Here is a 25,073-nt window from a genome sequence, read left to right on the forward strand (position 1 = left end):
TTGGTATGCAACTACTGGAAGTCCCCGCCAAGGAAGGCTACGTCTGGTTCCGCCAGGGCATCTGGCTGTTCCGCAAGAACCCGCTGGCATTCCTGATGCTGCTGTTCATCTACCTGATCGCCGCGCAACTGGCCATCGTGGTGCCGCTGATCGGCATCATCGCGCTGCTGGTCGTCACGCCCGGCCTGTCGGTCGGCGTCATGACGGCGTGCCGCGAAGTCATCCAGAACAAGCGCGTGTTGCCCACCATACTGTTAGCGGGATTCCGCACCAACGGCAAGGAAGCCACGCGCAACCTGCTGGTGCTCGGCGGCATCTATGCGGCACTGGTATTCCTGTTGAGCCTGATCGCCGGGGCGCTCGTCGACATGAGCGCGCTGCTGCCGATCCTGCTCAAGGAAGAAACGCTGACGGCCGAGGCCGTGCGCCAGCTCTACTATGCGCTGCTGATCGGCGCGCTGCTCTATACGCCGATCGCGATGATGTTCTGGTTCGCACCGCTGCTCGCGGCATGGCACGGCGTGCCGCCGGTCAAGGCGATGTTCTTCAGCTGGACCGCCTGCTGGCGCAACCGCGGGGCGTTCTTCACCTACGTGCTGCTGTTCGCGGTGCTGCTGGTGGCGATTCCGTTCTTCCTCGAAACCATCTTCAGCGCGTTCGGCGCCGAGACCGTGCTGTCGTTCCTGGTCACGCCGTATTCGCTGCTGATGCTGGCGATCCTGTACTGCTCGTTCTATGCGACGTACCGGGGGTGCTTCAATGTGGTGCCGGTGGAACAGGGTGCGCCTACCTGAGCTGCATGTAAAAAAGGCCGGCGCAATGCCGGCCTCAGATTGCTGACAAGCTGGCGCACCAGATTGCTTGCTCCCCTCTCCCGCTTGCGGGAGAGGGGTTGGGGGAGAGGGCAGGCGCATGGCAAGCACCATGACGCCTCACTTCGTGGCAACTCCTGCCCTCTCCCCCGCCCCTCTCCCATAATTGGGAGAGGGGAGACAACATTCGCTGCTTTTGCCTTTTGCCAGCAACCTCAGGCCGGCGCAATGCCGGCCTTCTTGCACTGCTTCGACCCTTATCTCACTGAGAAGTCGTCAGCACCCCTTCCTGCCCGCGCGGTTGTCCCGCACGCGCATCGCGGCCAATCCACGCCGCCGACAACGCCGACACCACCCCGGCGAACACCACATACGCACAGATCTGCCACGGCTGGCCTCCGCCGGTCTTGAGCAGCGCCGTGGCTATGATCGGCGTGATGCCCGAAGCAAAGATCCCCGAGAACTGATAGACGAACGAGATCCCCGTATAGCGGACCTTCGCATCGAACAGCTCGCAAAACAGCGCGGCCTCGGGGCCATACACAGCGGCATAGAGAATGCCGAACGGCACCACGATCGACAGCCACACGACCAGTGTGCTGTGGCCGCCATTGAGCATCAGCCAGAACGCGGGGAACGCCGAACATGCGGTCAGCAGCGAACCCCAGAAGTACACACGCGTGCGGCCAATGCGATCGGATAGCGCGCCGAAGAACGGAATGAACGCGCACATCACGATCGCCGCCGCCATCACGCCGATCAGCGCATCGGTACGTGACATCTTGATGGTCTGAGTCAGGTAGCCGATCGAGAACACGCCGAAGATGTTGAAGAACACGCCGTCGATATAGCGCGCACCCATGCCCTTGAGGATATTGCCGGGATAGCGCTGGATCATGTCGACGAACGGAATGCGGGTCTCGGCATTGCGCTGCTTGACCGCGGCGAACTCCGGCGTTTCCTTGACGTTCAGGCGGATATACATGCCGACGAATACCATCCCCGCCGAAACCAGGAAGGCCACGCGCCAGCCCCACGCCAGGAACTGCGCATCGGTCAGCGTGAGCGACAGCAGCGCGACCACGCCCGATGCCAGGCACAAGCCGATCGACAGACCGATCTGCGGCAGCGACGCATAGAGGCCCTTCTTGCCCGCTGGTGCGTATTCGTACGCCATCAGCACCGCCCCGCCCCACTCGCCGCCAAGGCCGATGCCTTGGAGCACGCGCAGCAGCAACAACAGGATCGGCGCCCAGATACCGATGCTGTCGTACGTCGGCACCAGCCCGATCAGGAACGTGGAGACACCCATGATCATCAGCGTGATCACCAGCATGCTCTTGCGCCCGATGCGGTCGCCGAAGTGGCCGAAGATCACGCCGCCGAGCGGGCGCGTGACAAAGCCGACGGCGAAGGTGGTGTAGGCCAGCATGGTGGCCACCAGAGGGTCGCTGACGGGGAAGTACAGCTTGTTGAAAACGATGCCGGCGACGACGCCGTAGAGAAAAAAGTCATACCACTCGATGGTGGCGCCGATCAGCGACGCCGCTACGACCCTGCGGACGGCGCGTTCGTTGGTACCTGTCATGCTTGTCTCCTTTTGTCGTGTGGACGGCGGCATGTGTGTTTGTTATGTGCGCCGGGTGGTACTGCGGACCGGTGCCTGACAGGCACCGGGAAAACCTATCCAAACGCGAGGCGGAGCACGGCCTGTCTCATGCGGCCAGCGCCACCGGCGCAGCATCGGCGACCGTGGCCCCGGTCCTCTCGTGCCGCGCATCTTCGCGAATGAAATCCGCCGCGCGCTCGGCCATCATCACGACCGGCACATTGGTATTGCCGGACACCAGCGTCGGCATGACGGAGCAATCGACCACGCGCAGGCCGGCCACGCCATGCACGCGCAACCGTGCGTCGACCACCGCGAGCGGATCGCTGCCCGGGCCCATCTTCGCCGTGCCGGACGGATGGAAGATCGTGGCACCGTACTCGCGGCAGAAATGCAGGATCTCGTCGTCGGTGCGCACGTCGTCGCCGGGACGGAACTCGCGCTTCATCAGCGTGCGCATCGGCTCGGTCTGCGCGACCTGCCGAGCGAATCGGACGGCGGCGATGACACTGCGGCGGTCCAGATCGGTCGACAGGTAGTTGGGTTGGATCGACGGCGAGGCAAACGGATCGGTGGAACGAATGCGCACCGCGCCGCGCGACTCGGGCCGCAGTTGGCAAACCGAATACGTGCAGCCCGAGAACGGATGCACGCTGCCGCCGGCCATATCCGCCGACAGCGTGGCGAAGTGGAACTGCGTATCGGGTGTCGCGCTTTCATCGGGCAGCACGCGGCAGAACATCGCGCCCTGGTTGATGCCAACCGCGAGCGGGCCCTTGCGTTGCAGCAGCCATTCCAGCCCCATGCGCGCCTTGCCCCACAGCGTGCGCAACTGGTCGTTGGTCGTGATGGGGCGAGCCACTTCGTAGATCAGCCGGATCTGCAGATGGTCTTGCAGGTTCTCGCCAACACCGGGCAACGCGTGCACCACGGGAATCCCCATTTCCTGCAGCAGCGGCGCCGGACCAACGCCCGATAGCTGCAGCAGTTGCGGCGACTGCAGTGCACCCGCGCACAGCACCACCTCGCGTGCTGCGCGCAAGATATACGGCTGCCCGTCCTTCACATAGCGCACGCCCACGGCGCGTTTGCCTTCGAACAGGATGGCCGTCGTATGCGCCCCCGTCTCCACGCGCAGGTTCGGCCGCGAGCGCGCCGGACGCAGGTAGGCGACCGCCGTGGAGCAGCGCCAGCCATTGCGCGTGGTGAGCTGGTAGTAGCCGACGCCCTCCTGGTCGCCATTGTTGAAGTCACCCTTGCGCGGCAGCCCAAGCGCCTGCCCGGCGCCGATGAAGGCATCGACAAGAGGATGCTGCCGGTCGATCGAGGTCGCATTGAGCGGCCCTTCCGTGCCGCGCGTCGGCCCTGCCCCGCGGTCGTTGTTCTCGAGCTTGCGGAAATACGGCAGGCACTCGTCCCAGCCCCAGCCAGAGTTGCCCTGCGCTTCCCAGCGGTCATAGTCTTCGCGCTGGCCGCGCACATAGATGAGTCCATTGATCGCGCTGCTGCCACCGAGCGTGCGGCCCCTTGGCCAGTAGATGCGCCGGTTCAGCATGTTGGGGTCCGGGTCGGTGTAGAAGCCCCAGTTCACCTGCTTGTGGAACATCGTCTTGCCGTAGCCGATCGGGATATGGATCCACGGATAGCTGTCCGGCGGTCCCGCCTCCAGCAGGCAGACGGAGTGCTTGCCATCCTCGCTGAGCCGGTTGGCCAGCACGCAGCCGGCCGAGCCGGCGCCCACGACGATGTAGTCAACGGTTTGCGACATGGTCGCTTGTCTCCTGGTTTCACCGGCTGGACGTCGCCAGCGGCTCTCTTATAATGAAACGGCTTGTTCCGATTTCCGGATTTTTGGTAATCAACCGTGACTGGGGAAGTGAAATCGACAAAAGGCGCCCGAAATGAAACAGAACGTGGGAATTCCGTTTCAGAAGTGCAGTGCAGCAGAGGGAGAACCCGCAGACGACGAAGCCCGCGCGTTGCGCGTGCTGGTAGTGCTGGAAAGCCTGGCGCGTGCGCAGCACCCGCAGACGCTGTCCCAGCTCACCCAGCGCCTGCACGTGCCCAAGGCCACGCTGATGCGCCTGCTCGGCGCCATGGAGCGCGCCGGCTTTGTCACGCAGCTACCGCCCGAGCGAGGATTCGTGCCCGGACCACGCGCCGCGGGCCTGGCACTCCAGACGCTGAAAAGCCCGCAGGTATTGCGCGAGTGCCGCGCCATCCTCGGCTCAGTCGTCGCAGCGCTGGGCGAGACCTGCAACCTCACCGCACTCCACGGCGACCAGGTGCTCTATATCGAGCGAGTAGAAACCCACGAGCCACTGAGATTGCAGCTGTCACCGGGCGTGCACGTGCCGCTGCATTGCACGGCAAGCGGCAAGCTGTTCCTGTCGGCCATGAACCGGCTCGAACGGCAGCAGACGTTGAAGTACCTGCCGCTGACCGCGAACACGCCGCGAACGATCTCCGACCCCACGCTGCTCGAAGCCGAACTCGACCGCGTCCGCACACGCGGCATCGGCGTAGACAACGAAGAATTCGTGCGAGGCATGTGCGCCGTAGCAGTGCCCGTAAGGGAGCCAACTACAAGCAACGGTCAAGGCCGCGTGATTGCGGCAATCGCCTGCCACGCACCTACAGCGCGCAAGCCGCTGGAAGCATTGATGCGGGCAGCGCCCGTACTGGAAAGCGCAGCCAAAAACATGGGAGAGGTGCTGTGCGTCGCGTGATCGGGTGCTGGCAAACCAATGACGATCGCCTCGCCTCAGCAGCCTGATTTAGGCACCACTCCCAGATCAGCGATTTCGAAGGAAGCGATCCCTACGTGCTTGGGCGTGTGCCCGCAGGAAACGCGCTTCTTGGTTACTTCTTGTCGCTTGGACAAGAAGTGACTCGCCGGCTCCGCCGGCGAAACAGCAGCGCCTGCCAAGCACGCCACCCCATCACTCACTAAACGTCCGCCCCATCTCTTCAGCAGCAGACCTCAAATCCGGCACGAACTCATACAACCGATCCATCGACATCCGCGCCAGCGGCGCCTGCACAGCGATAGCAGCGCAAGCGCGATTACGGTTCAGCATCACGGGCACCGCCACAGCAATCATCCCCTGCAGGTTCTCCTGATTATTGACCCCAAGCCGCCGCCGCCGCGTCTCGGCAAGTTCGGAACGAAGAACCTCCACATCGGTAATCGTGTTCGCCGACTGCGCCCGCAACGGCAATCCAGCAATCACCCTCTCACGCTGCGCACACGGCAAGAACGCCAACAACAACTTCCCGCTCGCCGAGCAATGCAACGGCACCCGCGAGCCCGGCTGCAAGTGCATCCGCAACGGCCACTGCGTTTCCACGCGATCGAGATAGACCACGTCATCACCGGACAGCATCGTCAGGTTGCAGGTCTCGCCAACCTTGTCGACCAGTTGCTGCAGGATGGCATGCCGCGCCGCCGCAGGCCCCGCCTGCATCAGCACATTGACCGCGAACTGCCGCACGCGTGACGAGCATTCGTAATACCGGCTGCCCGCCGTGCGCGACACCAGCCACGTGCTTTCGAGCTGCTTGAGGAGGCGATGCACAGTCTGCTTCGGCAGCCCGATCTCCTGCACGATGTCCGCGAGCGAAAGCGGCTCTTCTGCCATGGACAGGATCTCGAGAATGCGGAAGGCGCGCACCGCGGCGGCGTTCGAATGATTGCTCATGGATTCAATTTATAGGATTCCGGGACGCCCTGACGTCCCGAAAACTGCGTTCCGTGTTGCACATCGTTCCGGCGCTCGCGAAAGCGCACAAATTGGGACGAACCACCGCGCGGGCTTCACTAGATTCGATCCGGGGCCAGCGCAATCCGCCACACAGCGAGCCACGCGGAAGCCGCGGGACCCCACCGTCCAAACCGCGGAGTCGATCCATGAGTGTGCAAATACTGCGTCACCGGCAGTCCAACAATCCCGATTTGTCCCTAGCCGCAACGACTGATCGCGACCAGACGGCGCAGACCGTCGCCGAAGTCGTCGCGCGGGCCAGGCAGGCGCAGCGCGAATTCGCGCGTGCCGACCAGGCCACCATCGACACCGCCGTGGCGGCGGCCGCGTGGGCCATCATGGAGCCCGCGCGCAACCGCCGGCTCGCCGAATGCGCCGTGGCCGACACGGGACTCGGCAATGTCGAGGACAAGATCCGCAAGAACTACCGCAAGACGCTGGGGCTGCTGCGCGATCTGCACGGCCGCAAGACGGTCGGTGTGATCTCGCAGGATGTCGATAAGGGCATCACCGAGATCGCGCGGCCCGTGGGCGTGGTAGCGGCCATCACGCCGTCGACAAATCCCGCCGCCACACCGGCTAACAAGATCCTCAACGCGCTCAAGTGCGGCAACAGTGTGATCGTCGCGCCATCGCCGAAGGGCCAGGGCACATGCGAGCTGCTGCTGTCGTTCATCCATGCCGAGTTCGCAAGAGCGGGACTGCCTGCCGATCTCGTACAGATGCTGCCGTCGCCGGTCTCGAAGGCGGCCACGGCGGAGCTGATGCGGCAAGCCGACCTGATCGTCGCCACGGGCTCGCAGGCCAATGTGCGCATGGCGTACACCAGCGGCACGCCCGCGTTCGGCGTGGGTGCGGGCAACGTGGCTTCGATCATCGATACCAGCGCCGCACTCGATGATGCCGCGGCGAAGATCGTGCGCTCGAAGACATTTGATAACGCCACAAGCTGCTCGTCGGAGAACAGCCTCGTCGTGCTCGACGCGGTCTACAAGCCCATGCTCAGGGCACTGGCCGCGGTCGGTGGCGTGCTGCTCACGTCGACCGAGAAAGCGCGGCTGCAGGCACTGATGTGGCAGAACGGCAAGCTCGCCGGCGAAGCCACGGGGCAAAGCGCGCGGCGCATTGCAGAACTTGCCGGGCTCGAACGCGTGCGCGACCAGCAGCCGACCATGCTGCTCGTCGAGGAAAGCGGCGTAGGCAGCGACTTCCCGTTCTCCGGAGAAAAGCTCTCGCCCGTGCTGACGCTTTACCGCGCTGCCGACTTTGCGGCGGCAGTCGACACCGTGTCGCGCCTTTACGACTACATGGGCGCTGGGCATTCGGTCAGCCTGCACACCAGCAACGCGCGTCAGGCGCAACAGCTTGGGCTTGAACTGCCTGTAGCGCGCGTGATCGTCAACCAGGCGCACTGCTTCGCCACGGGCGGCAACTTCGACAACGGGCTGCCGTTCTCGCTGTCAATGGGCTGCGGCACCTGGGGCGGCAACAATTTCTCGGACAACCTCGGCTGGCGCCAGTACCTCAATATCACGCGCATTGCCGAACCCATCGCCGAGCGCGTGCCCGATGAAGCCGAATTGCTCGGCGACTACTTTGCGAGGGTCGGCCAATGAACGCGCGCGTCGAACCCCAAGCCTTCGAAAGCCTGGCCACGTTGATGACTTCGCGCGCCGCGCAGTGGCCGGACCAGCCGTATCTGCTCTCTCCCGACAACGGTCATGCGCTGACGTTTGGCGCGCTGGCCGCTGATGCGGACGTACTCGGCAAACACTATGCGGCAGCCGGACTGGCGAGCGGGCAGACCGTGTCGGTCTACCTGCCCAACGGCGAACAGACCGCCCGGCTGTTGCTAGGCACGATGGCGTGCGGGCTGGTCGTCAACCCGATCAACCTGCTGTGCCAGCCAGCGCAGCTGCGCTACATCCTGTCGCATTCGGACACGCGGCTCATCTTCACGTGGGCCGGCGGCGAAGCTGCAATCCGCGAGGCGCTGCGCGAAGCCGGACTCGATGTGCCCGTGGTGGTCACCGCACCCGATGACACGGACCTGCCAGAGCTGCCAGCAATACGAAGCGATGCACACCCGCTGCCGCGGCCCGAGCCGGACGCGCCCGCGTTGCTGATGTACACATCGGGCACGACAGGCACGCCAAAGGGCGTCCTGCTCACGCACCACAACCTCGCTACGAACGGCGCCAACGTCAGCCGCGAGCATGCGCTCGGCCCGGCCGATCGGGTGCTGGCAACGCTGCCGCTGTACCACATCAACGGCCTCGTCGTGACGGCGATCGCGCCACTGGTCCACGGCGGCTCGGTGGTGATGCCGACACGCTTCTCGGCCAGTTCATTCTGGAACGACATCACGCGCCACAGCTGCACTTGGCTCAACGTAGTGCCAACCATCATCGCCTACCTGCTCAATGATCCCGACGGCAAGGCGCCGGCAGGGGTGCGCTTCTGCCGCTCGGCGTCGGCCGCATTGCCGCCCGAACACCATCGCGAGTTCGAGGATCGCTTCGGCATCGGCGTGATCGAGACCATGGGTATGACCGAGACCGCCGCGCCCGCGTTCAGCAATCCGCTCGATCCCGGGCAAAGGCGCATCGGCAGCATCGGCCGGCCGTCAGGAACGCGTGCGCGCGTGCTGGGGCGTGACGGCAAGCCGGTCGATGACGGGCAGATCGGCGAGATCGTGCTGCAAGGCGAGAACGTGATGGCCGGTTACTACAAGGCGCCCGACATCACGCGCGACGCCTTCACGCACGACGGCTGGCTGCGCACGGGCGATCTCGGCTACCGCGATGCCGATGGCTACTTCTACATCACGGGCCGCGCGAAGGAACTGATCATCAAGGGCGGCGAGAACATCGCTCCGCGCGAGATCGACGAAGCGCTGCTACGTCACCCCGCGGTACTCGAAGCCGCCGCGGTCGGCGTGCCGGATCCGGCGTACGGGCAGGAGATCGTCGCCTTCGTCGTCATGCGCGATGCCACGCCGTGCGATGACGCCGCACTGCGCGCGCATTGCCTGCGCGAACTGGGCCGCTACAAGACGCCGAAGGAGTTCCGCTTCATCACCGAACTGCCGCGCGGCCCGTCCGGCAAGGTGCAGCGGCTCAAGCTGCTCGATCCCGCGTGACCGCCTGATTCCTCGAATCCCCGGAACATCCGCGCTGCGGCATCCCGGTCCACAACCATTGCCAAGGAGAACATCGACTCGCACCGCACCGGAACAGGAGACAAGACTTATCCGGTAACCCGACAGACAGCAGATTGCTCAAGGACGGGGCAGCACGGCAGACGCCGCGCCCCCGGCCACCCGAATGCGCATGGCAATGGACCAATGCGCCGGGCGGCCGCCCCGTCAACGCCACGCGCGGCAGCCGCGCAAAGGAGGTGGTATGAAGCAACGCATCAAGACCCGGCATATGATCCTCGGCGTCATGTGCCTGATGTATTTCATCGCCTATATCGACCGCGTCAACATCTCGGTCGCCGCCCCGCTGATCCGCGAAGAGATGGGACTGACGTCATCGCAGCTCGGCCTGGTGTTCTCCGCTTTTGCGTACCCGTATGCCGCCATGCAGATCCTGGGCGGCTGGCTGTCCGACAAGTTCGGACCCAAAAAAGTGCTGATCGTGCTGTCGCTGATCTGGGGCGTGGCTACCGTGATGACCGGCTTCGCCGGCAGCGTAATGATGCTGGTGGTGCTGCGCTTCGTGCTTGGTATCGGCGAAGGCGGCGCGTTCCCGACCGCGACGCGCGCATTCACGTACTGGATGCCCGTGGCCGAGCGCGGCTTCGCGCAGGGCATCACGCACAGCTTCGCTCGACTTGGCGGAGCCATCACGCCGCCGATCGTGCTCGCCATCGTGGCGACCTCCGGCTGGCGTGAAGCGTTCATCGTGCTCGGCGCGGTCAGCCTCGGCTGGACCCTGCTCTACGCCACCGTGTTCAAGGACTCGCCCGACGAGCACAAGCGCGTGACGCCGCAGGAACTGCAGGAGATCGGCTACCGTCGCGGCGAATGCCAACGCTCGGCCAAGGCGGCGACGCCGTGGCGGCGCCTGTTCCGGCGCATGTGGCTGGTGACGTTCGTGGACTTCTGCTACGGCTGGTCGCTGTGGGTGTACCTGACCTGGCTGCCCTCTTACCTGAAGGAAGCGCGCGGCTTCGACCTCAAGCAACTTGCGCTGTTCACGGCGCTGCCGCTGATGGCGGGCGTGGTCGGCGACACGCTCGGCGGCGTGCTGTCGGACCGCATCTACAAGCGCACCGGCAACCTGCGCCTGGCGCGCGGATCGATTCTGTTCCTCGGGCTCGCCGGCTCGCTGATGTTCATCGTGCCGATGACCTACACGGCCGACGCGGTCAACGCGGTGATCCTGCTGTCGCTGTCGTTCTTCTTCCTGGAGCTGACCAACGCCGTGCTGTGGAGCCTGCCGCTCGACATCGCCGGCAAGTACGCTGGCACCGCGGGCGGCATGATGAATACGGGTTTCGGGCTGGCCGGCATGATCTCGCCGGTGGCGTTCGGCTACCTGATCGAGACCACGGGCAGCTACAACCTGCCGTTCATGATCTCGGCGGCGCTGCTCGGCGTCGGCGCGATCGCGGCACTGTTCATCAACCCGCTGAAGACGGTGGACACGCCCGAGGAAAAGGCGGCCGAAGTCCGGCCTGCCTTCCCCTGATCCGGCATGAGAAGTCGGGCCCGATCAGTTGATCGGGTCCAGCTTCGCCACCGCGAGCGCGAGCCACTTGGCGCCGTGGCGCTTGAAGTTGATCTGGGCACGGGCATCCGCACCGTCGCCTTCGAGCGCCTTGATCACGCCTTCCCCGAACTTGTTGTGGAACACCTGCTGGCCGACCCGGAAGCCGGTGCCGGATTCGCGCTTGGCATCCGCATAGCCGTTGCCAGTGTCCATGCCGCCGGTCGGCTTGTTACCCGAATACGGCACGTCTTCCGGCTTGCGGAACCAGTCACGGCCCCATGCGTTGTCCCGCTCCTCTCGCCGTACGCCGCCATAGCTCGACTGCTGCGGCGTGAGCCACTTCAGCGCCTCTTCGGGCAACTCCTCGAAGAAGCGGGAGCGCACGTGGTAGCGCATCTGGCCGTGCAGCACGCGGCTCTGCGCGAACGACAGGTACAGCCGCTCGCGCGCGCGCGTGATGGCCACGTACATCAGCCGGCGCTCTTCCTCGAGCCCGTCGGTGTCGGTCTTGCTGTTCTCGTGCGGGAACAGCCCCTCCTCCAGCCCGGTGATGAACACCACGTTGAACTCGAGGCCCTTGGCCGCGTGCACGGTCATCATCTGCACCGCATCCTGGCCAGCCTGAGCCTGGTTGTCGCCGGCTTCAAGCGAAGCGTGCGTGAGGAAGGCGACCAGCGGCGTCATGACCACCGGCAGCGCCTCGGGGTCCAGCACCTGCTGGACCTGATCGCCTTCGGCCGGCAGCGGCGTCGCCTGTGCCGCGCGCGACTCGAAGCCGACCGGAATCACCGAAGCAAGCGCCTCCAGCCCATAACCCTCTTCCACGACGAACGCCTGCGCCGCGGTCACCAGTTCCTGCAAGTTCTCGATGCGGTCCTGGCCTTCCTTCTCGCCGCGGTAATGCGTGATCAGCCCGCTGGCATTGGTCACGTGCTCGACCGTCTCGGCCAGCGTCATGCGGCGCGTCTCGGCGCGCATCTGCTCGATCAGGCGGACGAAGGCGGCCAGCTTGCTGCCGGCCGCACCCGGCACATAGGCCACGGCCTCAGCCAGCGAGCAGTTGTACTGGCGCGCGGCGTCCTGCAGTTGCTCCAGCGAACGCGCGCCAATGCCACGCGCGGGGAAATTCACCACGCGGCCAAAGGCCGCATCGTTGCGCGGATTCTCAAGCAGTTGCAGGTAGGCCAGCGCGTGCTTGATTTCAGCGCGCTCGAAGAATCGCAGGCCGCCATACACGCGGTACGCAATGCCCGCCGAGAACAGCGCATGTTCGATCACGCGCGACTGCGCGTTGCTGCGATACAGGATGGCGATCTCCGCGCGGCTCATGCCCTGCGCGATCTGGTCGCGGATCTCCTCGACCATCCAGCCCGCCTCCTGCCCGTCGGTGCCGGCCTGAAACACGCGCACCGGTTCGCCGTGGCCGGCGTCGGTGCGCAGGTTCTTGCCCAGGCGGCGCGCGTTGTGCGAGATCAGGTGGTTGGCCGAATCGAGGATATGGCCATGCGAGCGGTAGTTCTGCTCGAGCTTGATCAGCCTGCGCACGCGGAACTCTTCCTCGAAGTCGCGCATATTGCCGACGTTCGCGCCGCGGAATGCGTAGATGCTCTGATCGTCGTCGCCCACGGCGAACACCGCCGCCGGGTTCTGCGTGCCATAGCCAGCCAGCAGCTTGAGCCACTGGTACTGCAACACGTTGGTGTCCTGGAACTCGTCCACCAGCACATGGCGGAAGCGGTGCTGGTAATGCTGGCGAATGGCGTCGTTGTAGCGCAGCAGCTCGTAGCAGCGCAGCAGCAGCTCGGCGAAGTCCACCACCCCCTCGCGCTGGCATTGCTGGTCGTAGGCGGCGTACAGGTCAACGAAGCGGCGGTTGAAGTCATCGTTCGCCTCAACGTCCGCGGGGCGCAGGCCCTGCTCCTTGGCGTTGTTGATGAAGTACTGCAGGTTCTTGGCCGGGTACTTCTCGTCGTCGACATTGAGGGCCTTCATCAGCCGCTTGAGCGCCGAGAGCTGGTCCTGGGTATCGAGGATGGCGAACGTCTGCGGCAGGCCCGCGTCGCGGAAATGTGCACGCAGCATGCGGTTGCACAGGCCGTGGAAAGTGCCGATCCACATGCCGCGCGTGTTGATCGGCAGCATCGACGACAACCGCGTCTGCATCTCCTTCGAGGCCTTGTTGGTAAAGGTCACCGCGAGTACGCCCGCCGGCGACACCCGTCCGTTCTGGATCAGCCACGCGATGCGTGTGGTCAGCACGCGCGTCTTGCCGCTGCCCGCGCCGGCCAGGATCAGGGCCGGCTCGTCAGGCAGCGTGACGGCAGCGAGTTGTTCGGCGTTCAGGTTGGCGAGCAGATCGGACATTCAGGGATATGGGGGAATGGCGGTTTGTCGGTTTTGGTGTTTTGGAGGTGGTGGTTCTTGGCAGACGCTGCTGTTTCGCCGGCGTAGCCGTCGAGTCACTTTTTGTCCGAGCGACAAAAAGTAACCAAAAAGCGCGTCTCCTGCGGGCGCAAGCCCAAGCTCGTAGAACCCACCTCCTTCGAAATCGCTGAACTGGGAGTGGTACCGATAGGAAGGTTTGAGGGACGGTAGCAACGTCGCTCCGGCTGATGTCCACCCCCAAACCGACCAGGACGCGCGCGCAGCAGCCGAAGGCGTCCCACCGCTGGCGCTATTGAAACGCTGTACCCGAGTCCGTCTTGGGGATCGTACAAAAGTCGTACCGCGCAAGGCACAGGCTCTGACTCACATGGCGTAGCAGGGTCGAACTGCTGACCACCGTGGCAGGCGTCCAAAGCCGTTTGAACGACTGCCACCGTGGAATTGATGGCCAGCGGCAACGACGCGCTTTTTGGTTACTTTTTGTCGCTCGGGCAAAAAGTGACTCGCCGGCTACGCCGGCGAAACAGCAGCGCCCGCCAAGAACGACACCCCACAAACACAAAAAACCAAACCCCAAATTATACCGACCTCCCCACCCCGCGAAGCGAACGTTTTCCTCCCCACCCCACGACGTTCCGTATAATTTAACGTTTTACTGGCGCATTGCACCCAAGGCCGCGCCAGGCGCAGGCCAAAGCACTCCGCCTGCGACAAGCCCAGACGCCAAACATCGACATCCCCAGCATGACCGCCCAAGACCAGTCCCTTGCCAAGAGCTTCGAACCCGCCGCCATCGAGGCGAAGTGGGGCCCCGAGTGGGAGAAGCGCGGCATCGCCCAGCCGACGCTCGACCCGGCCAAGCCCGATTTCGCCATCCAGCTGCCGCCGCCCAATGTGACCGGCACGCTGCATATGGGCCACGCGTTCAACCAGACGATCATGGACGGCCTGACCCGCCATGCCCGCATGCTGGGCGCGAACACGCTGTGGGTACCGGGCACGGACCACGCGGGCATTGCCACGCAGATCGTGGTCGAGCGCCAGCTCGAGGCACAAGGCGTATCGCGCCATGACCTCGGACGCGAGAAGTTCACCGAGAAGGTCTGGGCGTGGAAGGAAGAGTCGGGTTCGACCATCACGCGCCAGGTGCGCCGCATGGGCGCGTCGATCGACTGGACCCGCGAGTACTTCACGATGTCGCCCGACATGTCGAAGGCGGTCACCGAGGTGTTTGTGCGCCTGTTTGAACAGGGCCTGATCTACCGCGGCAAGCGCCTGGTCAACTGGGATCCGGTGCTGGGCACCGCCGTATCGGACCTGGAAGTCGACAGCGTCGAGGAAGACGGCTTCCTGTGGCATATCCGCTATCCGCTGGTCGAGGCCGATGCCAAGGGCGGCCTGACCCACCTGACCGTTGCGACCACCCGCCCCGAGACCATGCTCGGTGACGTGGCCGTCATGGTTCACCCCGAAGACGAGCGCTATGCGCACCTGATCGGCAAGGAAGTCGAGCTGCCGCTGACCGGCCGCCGCATCCCCGTGATCGCCGACGAGTACGTCGACCGTGAATTCGGTACCGGCGTGGTCAAGGTGACGCCAGCGCATGACTTCAACGACTACGCCGTCGGCCAACGCCACAACCTGCCGCAGATTTCGATCCTCACGCTGGACGCGAAGATCACTGCCGATGCCCCCGGCAACTACGCCGGCCAGGACCGCTACGACGCCCGCAAGGCCATCGTCGCCGACCTCGAAGCGCAGGGCCTGCTGGTCGAGACCAAGAAGCACAAGCTGATGACGCCTCGCAGCGAGCGCACGGGCAGCGCGATCGAGCCGATGCTGACCGACCAGTGGTTCGTCGCGATGAGCAAGCCGGCGCCGGAAGGCACGTTCTACCCGGGCCGCTCGATCGCCGAAGTGGCGCTCGACGCCGTGCAGAGCGGCGAGATCAAGCTGGTCCCCGAGAACTGGAACAGCACCTACAACCAGTGGCTGGCCAATATCCAGGACTGGTGCATCTCGCGCCAGCTGTGGTGGGGCCATCAGATCCCGGCGTGGTACGACGATGCCGGCAACTGCTTCGTCGCCCGCACCGAGGAAGAAGCGCAGGCCAAGGCAAAGGCCGCCGGCAGCACCGGCGCGCTGCGCCGCGAGGAAGACGTGCTCGACACGTGGTTCTCCTCGGCACTGGTGCCGTTCTCCTCGCTTGGCTGGCCTGAAGAGACGCCGGAACTCAAGCACTTCCTGCCGTCGTCGGTGCTGGTCACCGGCTACGACATCATCTTCTTCTGGGTGGCGCGCATGGTCATGATGACCAAGCACTTCACCGGCCAGGTGCCGTTCCATACCGTGTACGTGCACGGCCTGGTGCGCGACTCGGAAGGCAAGAAGATGAGCAAGTCCGAGGGCAATACGCTGGACCCGGTGGACCTGATCGACGGTATCGACCTCGACACGCTGCTCAAGAAGCGCACCACGGGCCTGCGCCGTCCGAAGGACGCGCCGAAGATCGAGAAAAAGACCAAGAAGGAATTCCCGGAAGGCATTCCGGCCTTCGGCGCCGACGCGCTGCGCTTCACGTTCGCGTCGCTGGCCACGCTTGGCCGCAACATCAACTTCGACACCGGCCGCTGCGAGGGCTACCGCAACTTCTGCAACAAGCTGTGGAACGCCACGCGCTTCGTGCTGATGAACACCGAAGGCCATGACTGCGGCATGGGCCCGTGCAACAACGACTGCGGCCCGGACGGCTACCTGCACTTCTCGCAGGCCGACCGCTGGATCGTGTCGCTGCTGCAGCGCGTGGAAGCCGAGGTCGAGAAGGGCTTTGCCGAGTACCGCTTCGACAACATCGCCAGCGCGATCTACAAGTTCGTCTGGGACGAGTACTGCGACTGGTACCTCGAACTGGCCAAGGTGCAGATCCAGAACGGTACCGAAGCCCAGCAGCGCGCCACGCGCCGGACGCTGCTGCGCGTGCTCGAGACGGTACTGCGCCTGGCGCATCCGATCATTCCATTCATCACGGAAGAACTCTGGCAGAAGGTCGCCCCGCTGGCCGGCCGCGCCAAGGGCGACGGCGCCGAGAGCATCGCGCAGCAGGCTTACCCGCTGCCGGCCATGGCCAAGATCGACGAAGCGGCCGAGCAATGGGTCACGCAGCTCAAGGCCGTGGTCGATGCCTGCCGCAACTTGCGCGGTGAGATGAATATTTCGCCGGCGCAGCGCATTCCGCTTTATGCGCAGGGCGACACCGAATTCCTGCGCGCGGCCAGCGCGCATATTCAGGCGCTGGCGAAACTTTCCGAGGTGCGCGTATTCGAAGATGACGCCACCTTGCAAGCCGAAGGCGCCGGCGCACCGGTCGCCATCGTTGGTGGCAACCACCTGCTGCTGAAGATCGAGATCGATGTCGCCGCCGAGCGCGTGCGTCTGTCGAAGGAAATCGAGCGCATCGGCGGCGAGATCGGCAAGTGCCGTGGCAAGCTGTCGAACGAGAGCTTTGTCGCCAAGGCGCCGCCCGCCGTGGTGGCGCAGGAAACGCAGCGTCTGTCCGATTTCGAGCAGACACTGGCCAAGCTGCAGGACCAACTGCAGCGCCTGCCGGCCTGAACGGGAACTACTGTGGGTATGTCGGTTTCCGTCCGCCTGACGTCGGACGGAACCTGACAGACGACCCCCGCAGTATCCGGCAGGGTTACAAGTCGAATCCGAAGGAAAAGCTGACATGGAAAATCGCGTTACCAAGGCCGTCTTCCCGGTCGCGGGCCTGGGCACCCGCTTTCTGCCCGCCACCAAGGCCAGCCCCAAGGAAATGCTGCCAGTGGTCGACAAGCCGCTGATCCAGTACGCCGTGGAAGAAGCCATGGCTGCCGGCATCACCGAGATGATCTTCGTAACCGGCCGCTCCAAGCGCGCGATCGAAGACCACTTCGACAAGGCCTTCGAGCTGGAAGTGGAGCTGGAGGCCAAGAACAAGCAGGCCCTGCTCGACGTGGTGCGTTCGATCAAGCCAGCTAACGTGGAGTGCTACTACGTGCGCCAGCCTGAAGCGCTGGGCCTGGGCCATGCCGTGCTGTGCGCGGCCAAGCTCGTCGGCGAAGCCCCGTTCGCGGTCATGCTAGCCGATGACCTGATCGACGGCACGCCGCCGGTGATGAGGCAGATGGTCGATCTCTACAACCACTACAACTGCTCGGTGCTCGGCGTGGAAGAAATCGCCCCGGAACAAAGCCGTTCGTATGGCGTGGTCGATGGCCGCGAATGGGACGAAGGCGTGATCAAGATGTCCGGCATCGTGGAGAAGCCGGCGCCCGAAGATGCCCCGTCAAACCTGGGCGTGGTCGGCCGCTATATCCTGACGCCGCGCATCTTCGACCACCTGCGCGAACTGAAGCCGGGCGCCGGGGGCGAATTCCAGCTGACCGACGCGATCCAGTCGCTGCTGAGCCAGGAGCAGGTGCTGGCCTACCGCTACCAGGGCACGCGCTATGACTGCGGCAGCAAGCTCGGCTACCTGAAGGCAACGGTCGAGTACGCGCTGAAGCACCCGGAAGTCAGCGCTGGTTTCCGCGATTACCTCGAACACCGCGGCACCTACCTCGCCGACGGCACGATGGCCTGAGCATCCACCCAGCCCATCATGAGAAAAGCCGCCCAAGGGCGGCTTTTCTGTTATCTGGCCGGGAGGCGGTCAGGCAATCAACGGCGGCGCATGTAGAACACGAACACCTTGTCGATTTCCTGGTGCGACAGCAGCTCGTTGCCGGTCTGCTTGGCAAAGGCCTGGAAATCGCGCGTGGCGCCCGGGTCGGTGGCCAGCACCTTGAGCACATCACCGCTGGCCATGTCGGCAAGCGCCTTCTTGGTACGCAGGATCGGCAGCGGGCAGTTCAGGCCACGCGCATCCACTTCTTTCTGGAACTCCATTCCTCTCTTCCTTGCTCTTTTTTCAGTCTTCAGACTCGATATTGTAGCGAACCGCTCAGGACGCTGAAGTCACTCGGCTGGCGCGGATCAGGGATGTCCTCGCCCGTGCGGCGATCGAAGAAGCGCACCGGATAACCGCGCGCCTGCAGCCAGTCGGCGACAGCAAAGCCGGTGCCGGCCGACCAGATGCGCATGTTTTCCGGCGCAACCAGCTTGTATTCGGCCAGTTCTTCGGACAGCGCGATGTTGCCGCTTGCCTTCACGTGATAGGCAATGATCAGCTCGTTCTTGCGCATGAACTCGTAGACGCCGATCAGCGACACGGCTTCGGTGTCGAGGTTCGTCTCTTCCTTCAGTTCGCGCGCCACGCCCAGTTCGGGGGTCTCGTCACGCTCCAGGAAGCCGGTGACCAGCGCGAACATCTGCTCCGGCCACGCCGCATTGCGCGCTAGCAGCAGCTTGCCTTCGTACTCGACGACCGCCGCCAGCACCGGCAGCGGATTGTTCCAGTGCACGAAGCCGCATTCCGGCTGGATACAGGCGTGGCGTTCGCGTCCCGACAGCGGCATCACCTCGAGCGGCGCGCCGCATTGCGGGCAGAATCGGTATTGCATGGGGGAGCTCCTCGGTGTCTCGTTATGTTCTGCTACCGCCCGGTATCTTACCCCTGAGCGCGCGTTTCAGCAGGCGGCGCAGGCCGCGCGCATATCGGCCGCAAGCGCCTCGACCGTTTCGGGCTGCAGGTCCCACGCACACATGAAACGGCAGCCGCCCGCACCGATGAACGTATAGAAGCGCCAGCCCTTTGCGCGCAGCGCCTCGATCGCCGGCAGCGGCAGTTCTGCGAACACGGCGTTGGATTCCGTCGGGAACATGATGCGCACACCCGGGATATCGGCAATGCGCGACTGCAGCAGCTGCGCCATGGCATTGGCGTGCCGCGCGTTGGACAGCCAGACGTCGTTTTCGAGCAGCCCGAGCCACGGCGCCGAGATGAAACGCATCTTCGACGCGAGCTGGCCGGCCTGCTTGACGCGGTACGCAAAGTCCTCGGCCAGGCGGCGGTCGAAGAAGACCACCGCCTCGCCCACCGGCAGCCCGTTCTTGGTACCGCCAAAGCACAGCACGTCCACGCCAGCGCGCCATGTGATTTCCGACGGATGCACGCCGAGCGAAGCCACCGCATTGGCAAAACGCGCGCCATCCATATGCACGCGAAGCTGGCGGCGCTTGGCGATCGCGGCAATCGCCCGCACCTCTTCCACCGTATAGACGGTGCCGACTTCGGTCGACTGCGTCAGCGACACCACCTTGGGCTTCGGATAGTGGATGTCCGAGCGGCGCGTCACCAGTGCCTCGATCGCATCGGGCGTGAGCTTGCCGTTCTCGCCCGGCGCAGTCAGCAGCTTGGAGCCGTTGGAGAAGAACTCCGGCCCGCCGCATTCATCGGTCTCGATATGCGCGAGTTCGTGGCAGATGACCGAGTGGTACGACTGGCACAACGCCGACAGCGCGAGCGAGTTGGCTGCCGTGCCGTTGAAAACGAAGAACACTTCGCAATCGGTCTGGAACAGGTCGCGGATCCGATCGCAGACCTTCTGCGTCCAGGAATCGTCGCCATAGGCCTGTTCGTGGCCCGTGCCGTTGGCTTCCAGGAAGTACTTCAGCGATTCCGGGCAAAAGCCGGCGTAGTTGTCCGAGGCGAAATGCTGCTTGGTCATGGGCGGGTCTGGCGGTGTGTGGCTGATGTCGTTACTTCTTGTCGGCCCACAGCTCGCCGCCGGTGGCCCAGTTCTCGCGCTTGACGTCGGTGATGATGATGTCCACGGCCGCGGGGTCGCAGCCCAGCGTCTCGCACGTGACGCGCGTCACGGCCTCGACGAACGTGCGCTTCTGTTCGATGGTGCGGCCTTCAAACATCTCTACGTGGAAAGTCGGCATACATGGCTCCTTGTGTTGTCCTTGGGTGCTTGTCTGAGTCTGTGTGTCGCGGGCGTTCAGTCCCGGAACGAGGGATCGATTCTATCGAGTTTGCGCAGCAGCGCCGGCCACTCCAGCGCGCCTTCGATGGCGCCGTTGTCGTAGAGCTGCTCGGACGCCCTTTCCGCTACGCCGGGCGCGGGCCGCACGAGCCGGCCGCCGGCCTGCGCGCCGATCTGGACCTCGCATGCCTTGATCAGCGTCGCCATCAGCACATAGGCTTCGGCAACCGTACGACCGACGGTGAGCGTGCCGTGATTGCGCAAGAGCATGGCCTGCTGCTGGCCGAGGGACGCCGTCAGCCGCGCGCCTTCGGCCGGCGTGAACGCGAGGCCTTCGTAGTCGTGGTAAGCCATGCGGCCGTGGAAACGCATCGCATGCTGCGACAGCGGCAGCAGGCCTTCGGCCTGTGCCGACACCGCGATGCCGGCAGTGTTGTGCAGGTGCATGACGCACATCGCATCGGCGCGTGCCGCGTGCACCGCACCGTGCAGCGCGAAGCCGGTCACGTTGACCGGATGGACGGTCTCGCCGACCACCTCGCCGCGGCCATTGATCTTGACGAGATCCGATGCGCGGATTTCCTCGAAGGCGAAGCCGAACGGGTTGATCAGGAAGTGATCCGGCTCGCCGGGAACCGTGGCCGAGATATGGGTGTAGATCAGGTCATCCCAGCCCTGGAGTGCCGACAGCCGATAGGCGGCTGCCAGGTCGACGCGGACGCGCTGCTCTTCCGGCGTGACTGGGCTGGGTGCGCCGGCGGCACGCGCCGGCTGCAAGGTAAAAGACATGGGGTCGCTCCTGCGCCGCCCGGTGTCTGGTGCCGGTGTTGGTCCCGGCTTCCTGAATCCGGAGTCCGCAAAAGGGCGGCGAAGGCGTTACTGTAGCGCAGTCTGCGGCGGCACCGGCATGGGCCAGGTGCGGCGCATCCACACGAACATCACGGTACCGGCGAGCAGCGCTGCCGACGCGCACGCCAGCGAGCTCGCAAAGCCGCCCGAGCGCGCGACGAGTGCCGTGGCCAGCGGTGGCCCGATGATCTGGCCGAGCCCGTAGGACGCTGTCATCAGGCCCATCAGGCGCGGCGCCTGCGGCCCCCACAGCCGGAGCGCCTCGCGCATTGCGAACGACACCAGCGCGGTAAAGGGCAACCCCGCCAGCAAGCTGCTCACGGCAAACCCGGTGACGGTCGGGTAGATCACGGCAATTGCCACGCCCAGCGCCTGTATAGCGTAGGCCCATGCGAGCAGCCGCCGATTGTCGTGAGCCATGCCGACACGCGTGGCCAGATAAGCGCCGATCGTCACGCCGACGCCGAACACCGGCCAGAACAGGTCTGCCCACACCGAGCCCGGCATCGCCTGCCGCGCGATCACGGGCAGGAAGGTCGCCGTGATGATGTAGCCGAAGCCCGCAAGTCCATAGGCCACCGTCAGTGCCCACGTCTCGCCATCGAGCCGCGCGCCGCGTGCGCGGTCGATGTCGCCGCTTGCCGCGCTGGCGGGCGCCGGCCGTTCTCCGGACACGAATACGCGCCAGACCGCCAGCATCAGCACGGCTGCCATGACCGTGAAGACGATCCAGCCGGTGATGGCATTCCAGCCGGCGGCGACCATGCCGAAGGCCGAAACGCCGGTCACCACAATGCCAATACCCGGCCCGCAGAAAATCAACCCGCCCAGTGCCGGCTGGCCAAGTTCCGCCAGCCGTTGCATGCACCAGCCCGAGGTGTAGACCAGCACGACGGCGCTAGCCACGCCCGCCAACGCACGCCAGACCGCCCAGGCCGGCATGCCGCCGGGCAGCGCCATGCCCAGCGTCAGCAGGACCGTGGCCACCAGCCCGAGCCGGATCGTGCGCGCGGGCTCCGGGCGAATGAACAGGCAGACGGCGGCGCCGACAAAATAGCCGATGTAGTTCAGCGTGGCGAGCCAGCCGCCCTCATGCAGGTTGACCGTGCCATCGTGCAGCATCATCGGCAGCAGCGGCGTGAACGCAAAGCGGCCGATGCCCATCACCACGGCCAGGCATGCCAGACCGGCCAGGGCAACTGCCCACGCTCCGGGCTCACGCCGCGCCACGCTGGCTGCCGCCGTCCCTGTACCTGCCGCAGCCATCACCGGCCTGCCTTGCGGCGCTCCGTGGTGGTTTCGCCCGCAAAGCCCCAGTTATCCGGATCGATCTCGTCGATCACGACCACGGTAGAGCGGGGATCCTTGCCGAGCACGTCAGCCAGCAGTTGCGTGGCGCCGCGAATCAACTGCGCCTTCTGCGCCGCAGTCGCGCCTTCCCGGGTGATGCGGATGTTCACATATGGCATGTTGTCGTTCCTTCGATGTCGGCAGCCGATGGCGAACCGGCGTAGATTCCACTATCCTACGCCGTGACGATCATCTTCATAAATGAATTATCAAGATGCCATGCATCTTTAACCGAGATGATACGACTCTGACTGACTGGAGACGCCATGGACCTGGCCACGCTTGAAATCTTCCGGACGGTGGTGGAGGCAGGCGGCGTCACACGCGCCGCGGAACGTCTGCACCGGGTGCAATCCAACGTCACGACGCGCATCCGCCAGCTCGAGGAATCACTTGGCGTCGAGCTGTTCGTGCGTGACGGCAAGCGCATGGTGCTGACGCCTGCCGGGCAGACACTGCTCGATTACGCCGGCCGCATGCTGCGGCTGGCCGATGAGGCACGCCATGCCGTGCTGCCGTCGCGTCCGCACGGACGTCTGCGCATCGCGTCGATGGAAAGTACCGCCGCCAGCCGCCTGCCCGCGATGCTGGCCGCCTATCACCAGGCCTGGCCGGAGGTTCAGCTCGAACTGGTCACGCTGCCGACCCGGCAGGCGATGGACGCGCTCGAGCGCTTCGAGGCCGACTGCGCCTTCGTCGCCGAACCGCTGGGTAATCCGGCGCTGGCATCGCGCCCCGCGTTCGAAGAAGAACTGGTGGTGATTGCCCGCGCCGGACATCGCCCGATTCGCGGTGCCGCGGATCTCGAAACCGGCACGCTGCTCGGCTTCGAGCCGGGCTGCAACTACCGGGCCCGGCTCGAAGCGTGGCATGCGGCCGGCGGCGGACCGGCGCCGCGCGTGCTGGAACTGAATTCCTATCACGCGATCGTGGCCTGCGCGGCGGCCGGCATCGGCGCCGCCATCGTGCCGCGCTCGGTGCTCGGCCTGTATCGCGATTTGCCTGCCATCAGCCTGCACAGCCTTGGCGAGGCCGGGCGCGTGCGCACGCTGCTGGCGTGGCATCCGGCCATGGCCAGTGCGGCGCTCGACGCACTGGTTCAGGCGCTGCCAACGCCGGACGCTCCGGCCGGCAACCCGCCGCTGCCAGCCGCCGCCTGAGCGACCCATTCGCCGCGGGGCATGCAGGATGTGCCCGGTCGCCTACACTGGAAGTGGCGCCACCATGGCACTTGGTGTGCCACGCCCTTTGCGATGAGATTCGCCATTGCGCGCCTCGCGCACCCATGGCTTTATGCCGGATTGCTGCTGGCTGGCTTCGCGCTCGCGGTGCTGGCGGCGGCCCCGACCACCCCTGTGCCGGCGGGACCCACCGCCGGCACCGCCCCGGTCTATGTGATTCCGCTCAAGGGCGCCATCGGCCCGGCCAGCGCGAGCTTCGTGCTGCGCGGCATGGAGCGCGCGCGCGAGGGTGGAGCGCAGCTCGTCGTGCTGGAAATGGATACGCCCGGCGGGCTCGACCTGTCGATGCGGGGGATCATCCAGGCCATCCTGGCCTCGCCCGTGCCGGTAGCCAGCTACGTGTTCCCCGGCGGGGCTCGTGCAGCCAGCGCGGGAACCTACATCCTGTACGCGAGCCATATCGCCGCCATGGCGCCGGGCACCAACCTCGGCGCCGCAAGTCCCGTGCAGATCGGCATCGGCGGGCCGCAGAAGCCCGAAGCCGCACCGGCTTCATCGCCCGCCAGCGAGCCGGCGGCGCAGGACACCATGACACGCAAGCAGATGCACGATGCCTCGGCGTATATCCGCGGCCTCGCGCAGCTTCGCGGCCGCAACGCCGACTGGGCCGAGCGCGCAGTGCGCGAAGCGGTCAGCCTTTCCGCGAGCGAGGCGGCAGCGCAGCGCGTGGTCGACATGGTCGCCACCGACCTGCCGGACCTGCTGCGCAAGGTGAACGGCAAGCGCATCACGGCCGCCGGCGCCGAGCGCGTGCTGCAGACGGATCACGCCACCGTGGTCACGCTCGAACCTGACTGGCGCAGCCGCTTCCTCGCTGTCATCACCGAGCCGAGCGTCGCCTTGCTCCTGATGATGATTGGCATCTACGGGCTGATCTTCGAGTTCTCCACACCCGGCATGGTCGTGCCGGGCGTGGCCGGCGCTATCTGCCTGCTGATCGGCCTGTTTGCGCTGCAGATGTTGCCGGTCAACTATGCGGGACTTGCGCTGATCGCACTGGGCATCGGCTGCATGGTGGCCGAGTTGTTCCTGCCGTCGTTCGGCACGCTCGGCGTGGGCGGCATTGTCGCGTTCGCGTTTGGCGCCGTGATGCTGATCGATACCGACGTCCCCGGCTTCGGCGTGCCGATCGGACTGATCGCGGCGCTGTCGGCCGTCTCGGCGCTGTTCCTGTTCGGCATGTCGGCGCTATTGCTGCGCGCGCGCAGGCGGCCGGTGGTCAGCGGCGCCGACACACTGGTGGGCAGCCACGGCGAAGTGCTGGACGACCTGCAGGACGAAGGCTGGGCCATGGTGCGTGGCGAACAGTGGCGCATCCGCAGTACACGGCCGCTCGCACGCGGCACGCCGGTCATCGTCACAGCACGCCAGGGGCTGCTGCTCGATGTGGTCAGCGCCCCGGAAACCCCGCCCGCACGCCAACCAACCTGAGGG

At 65.3% G+C, this 25,073-nt stretch carries 20 protein-coding genes; 9 read left to right on the forward strand and 11 right to left on the reverse strand.

Annotated features, from left to right (window positions below; translation table 11 throughout):
- Positions 1-5 precede the first annotated feature (5 nt).
- Entirely contained in the window at positions 6-794 is a 789-nt protein-coding gene (locus KHO41_RS16525) for a BPSS1780 family membrane protein (protein ID WP_211954356.1), read from the forward strand.
- A 280-nt stretch (positions 795-1,074) separates the two neighbouring features.
- Here KHO41_RS16525 and KHO41_RS16530 read toward each other — a convergent pair whose 3' ends face one another.
- Together KHO41_RS16530 and KHO41_RS16535 are read right to left on the reverse strand one after the other, a co-directional pair.
- The gene (locus tag KHO41_RS16530) at positions 1,075-2,400 is read right to left on the reverse strand and encodes an MFS transporter (RefSeq protein ID WP_211954357.1); all 1,326 of its coding nucleotides are present in this window, start codon (positions 2,398-2,400) and stop codon (positions 1,075-1,077) included.
- Between the two features lie 127 nt (positions 2,401-2,527).
- On the reverse strand, positions 2,528-4,189 hold the full coding sequence (locus KHO41_RS16535; RefSeq protein WP_211954358.1) for a GMC family oxidoreductase: 1,662 nt from the start codon (positions 4,187-4,189) through the stop codon (positions 2,528-2,530).
- A gap of 133 nt (positions 4,190-4,322) precedes the next feature.
- Between KHO41_RS16535 and KHO41_RS16540 the strand changes: the two genes are divergently transcribed.
- Positions 4,323-5,150 (forward strand): IclR family transcriptional regulator, encoded by an 828-nt coding sequence (locus tag KHO41_RS16540; RefSeq protein ID WP_211954359.1) that lies wholly within the window; start codon positions 4,323-4,325, stop codon positions 5,148-5,150.
- 213 nt (positions 5,151-5,363) lie between these two features.
- Here KHO41_RS16540 and KHO41_RS16545 read toward each other — a convergent pair whose 3' ends face one another.
- Positions 5,364-6,122 carry an IclR family transcriptional regulator gene (locus KHO41_RS16545; protein WP_011297052.1) on the reverse strand — a complete coding sequence of 253 codons (759 nt, stop codon included), beginning with the start codon at positions 6,120-6,122 and terminating at the stop codon, positions 5,364-5,366.
- A gap of 209 nt (positions 6,123-6,331) precedes the next feature.
- On the opposite strand from KHO41_RS16545, the gene sauS reads away from it, so the two are divergent.
- The 3 genes from sauS to KHO41_RS16560 all read left to right on the forward strand — a co-directional run bounded on the left by sauS (position 6,332) and on the right by KHO41_RS16560 (position 10,882).
- Entirely contained in the window at positions 6,332-7,801 is a 1,470-nt protein-coding gene (sauS, locus tag KHO41_RS16550) for an acylating sulfoacetaldehyde dehydrogenase (protein WP_211954360.1), read from the forward strand.
- Entirely contained in the window at positions 7,798-9,327 is a 1,530-nt protein-coding gene (locus KHO41_RS16555) for an acyl--CoA ligase (RefSeq protein ID WP_211954361.1), read from the forward strand. Before sauS ends, KHO41_RS16555 begins: the two co-directional genes overlap by 4 nt.
- Positions 9,328-9,589: 262 nt before the next feature.
- Positions 9,590-10,882, forward strand: coding sequence for an MFS transporter (locus tag KHO41_RS16560; protein ID WP_211954362.1), 1,293 nt, complete (start codon positions 9,590-9,592; stop codon positions 10,880-10,882).
- Positions 10,883-10,906: 24 nt separating this feature from the next.
- On the opposite strand, the gene KHO41_RS16565 is transcribed toward KHO41_RS16560, so the two are convergent.
- Complete coding sequence (locus tag KHO41_RS16565; RefSeq protein WP_211954363.1) at positions 10,907-13,267, reverse strand: UvrD-helicase domain-containing protein; 2,361 nt, start codon at positions 13,265-13,267, stop codon at positions 10,907-10,909.
- Positions 13,268-14,032: 765 nt separating this feature from the next.
- Between KHO41_RS16565 and KHO41_RS16570 the strand changes: the two genes are divergently transcribed.
- Complete coding sequence (locus tag KHO41_RS16570) at positions 14,033-16,900, forward strand: valine--tRNA ligase (RefSeq protein WP_211954364.1); 2,868 nt, start codon at positions 14,033-14,035, stop codon at positions 16,898-16,900.
- A 115-nt stretch (positions 16,901-17,015) separates the two neighbouring features.
- Positions 17,016-17,912, forward strand: a complete 897-nt coding sequence (galU, locus tag KHO41_RS16575) for a UTP--glucose-1-phosphate uridylyltransferase GalU (RefSeq protein WP_211954365.1) — start codon at positions 17,016-17,018, stop codon at positions 17,910-17,912.
- A 77-nt stretch (positions 17,913-17,989) separates the two neighbouring features.
- Here the strand turns inward: galU and KHO41_RS16580 are convergent, their stop codons facing one another.
- From KHO41_RS16580 to KHO41_RS16610, 7 genes are all read right to left on the reverse strand, one after another.
- Positions 17,990-18,217 carry a sulfurtransferase TusA family protein gene (locus KHO41_RS16580; protein WP_211954366.1) on the reverse strand — a complete coding sequence of 76 codons (228 nt, stop codon included), beginning with the start codon at positions 18,215-18,217 and terminating at the stop codon, positions 17,990-17,992.
- Positions 18,218-18,246: 29 nt separating this feature from the next.
- Positions 18,247-18,831 carry an NUDIX domain-containing protein gene (locus tag KHO41_RS16585; protein ID WP_211954367.1) on the reverse strand — a complete coding sequence of 195 codons (585 nt, stop codon included), beginning with the start codon at positions 18,829-18,831 and terminating at the stop codon, positions 18,247-18,249.
- A 66-nt stretch (positions 18,832-18,897) separates the two neighbouring features.
- Positions 18,898-19,938, reverse strand: a complete 1,041-nt coding sequence (locus KHO41_RS16590) for a threonine aldolase family protein (RefSeq protein ID WP_211954368.1) — start codon at positions 19,936-19,938, stop codon at positions 18,898-18,900.
- Positions 19,939-19,969: 31 nt separating this feature from the next.
- Positions 19,970-20,158 carry a 4-oxalocrotonate tautomerase gene (locus KHO41_RS16595; RefSeq protein ID WP_244873867.1) on the reverse strand — a complete coding sequence of 63 codons (189 nt, stop codon included), beginning with the start codon at positions 20,156-20,158 and terminating at the stop codon, positions 19,970-19,972.
- Positions 20,159-20,214: 56 nt separating this feature from the next.
- A complete protein-coding gene (locus KHO41_RS16600; RefSeq protein ID WP_211954369.1) occupies positions 20,215-20,988 on the reverse strand; it encodes a class II aldolase/adducin family protein in 774 nt (257 codons plus the stop codon).
- A gap of 87 nt (positions 20,989-21,075) precedes the next feature.
- Complete coding sequence (locus KHO41_RS16605) at positions 21,076-22,314, reverse strand: YbfB/YjiJ family MFS transporter (protein ID WP_211954370.1); 1,239 nt, start codon at positions 22,312-22,314, stop codon at positions 21,076-21,078.
- Positions 22,314-22,547, reverse strand: coding sequence for a tautomerase family protein (locus tag KHO41_RS16610; RefSeq protein WP_280519702.1), 234 nt, complete (start codon positions 22,545-22,547; stop codon positions 22,314-22,316). Before KHO41_RS16610 ends, KHO41_RS16605 begins: the two co-directional genes overlap by 1 nt.
- Before the next feature lie 117 nt (positions 22,548-22,664).
- Between KHO41_RS16610 and KHO41_RS16615 the strand changes: the two genes are divergently transcribed.
- Together KHO41_RS16615 and KHO41_RS16620 are read left to right on the forward strand one after the other, a co-directional pair.
- On the forward strand, positions 22,665-23,558 hold the full coding sequence (locus KHO41_RS16615; RefSeq protein ID WP_211954372.1) for a LysR family transcriptional regulator: 894 nt from the start codon (positions 22,665-22,667) through the stop codon (positions 23,556-23,558).
- A 93-nt stretch (positions 23,559-23,651) separates the two neighbouring features.
- A complete protein-coding gene (locus tag KHO41_RS16620) occupies positions 23,652-25,070 on the forward strand; it encodes an NfeD family protein (RefSeq protein WP_211954373.1) in 1,419 nt (472 codons plus the stop codon).
- Positions 25,071-25,073 lie beyond the last annotated feature (3 nt).

The organism is Cupriavidus numazuensis (assembly GCF_905397435.1).
In the GTDB taxonomy this organism is placed as follows: Bacteria; Pseudomonadota; Gammaproteobacteria; order Burkholderiales; family Burkholderiaceae; genus Cupriavidus; species Cupriavidus numazuensis.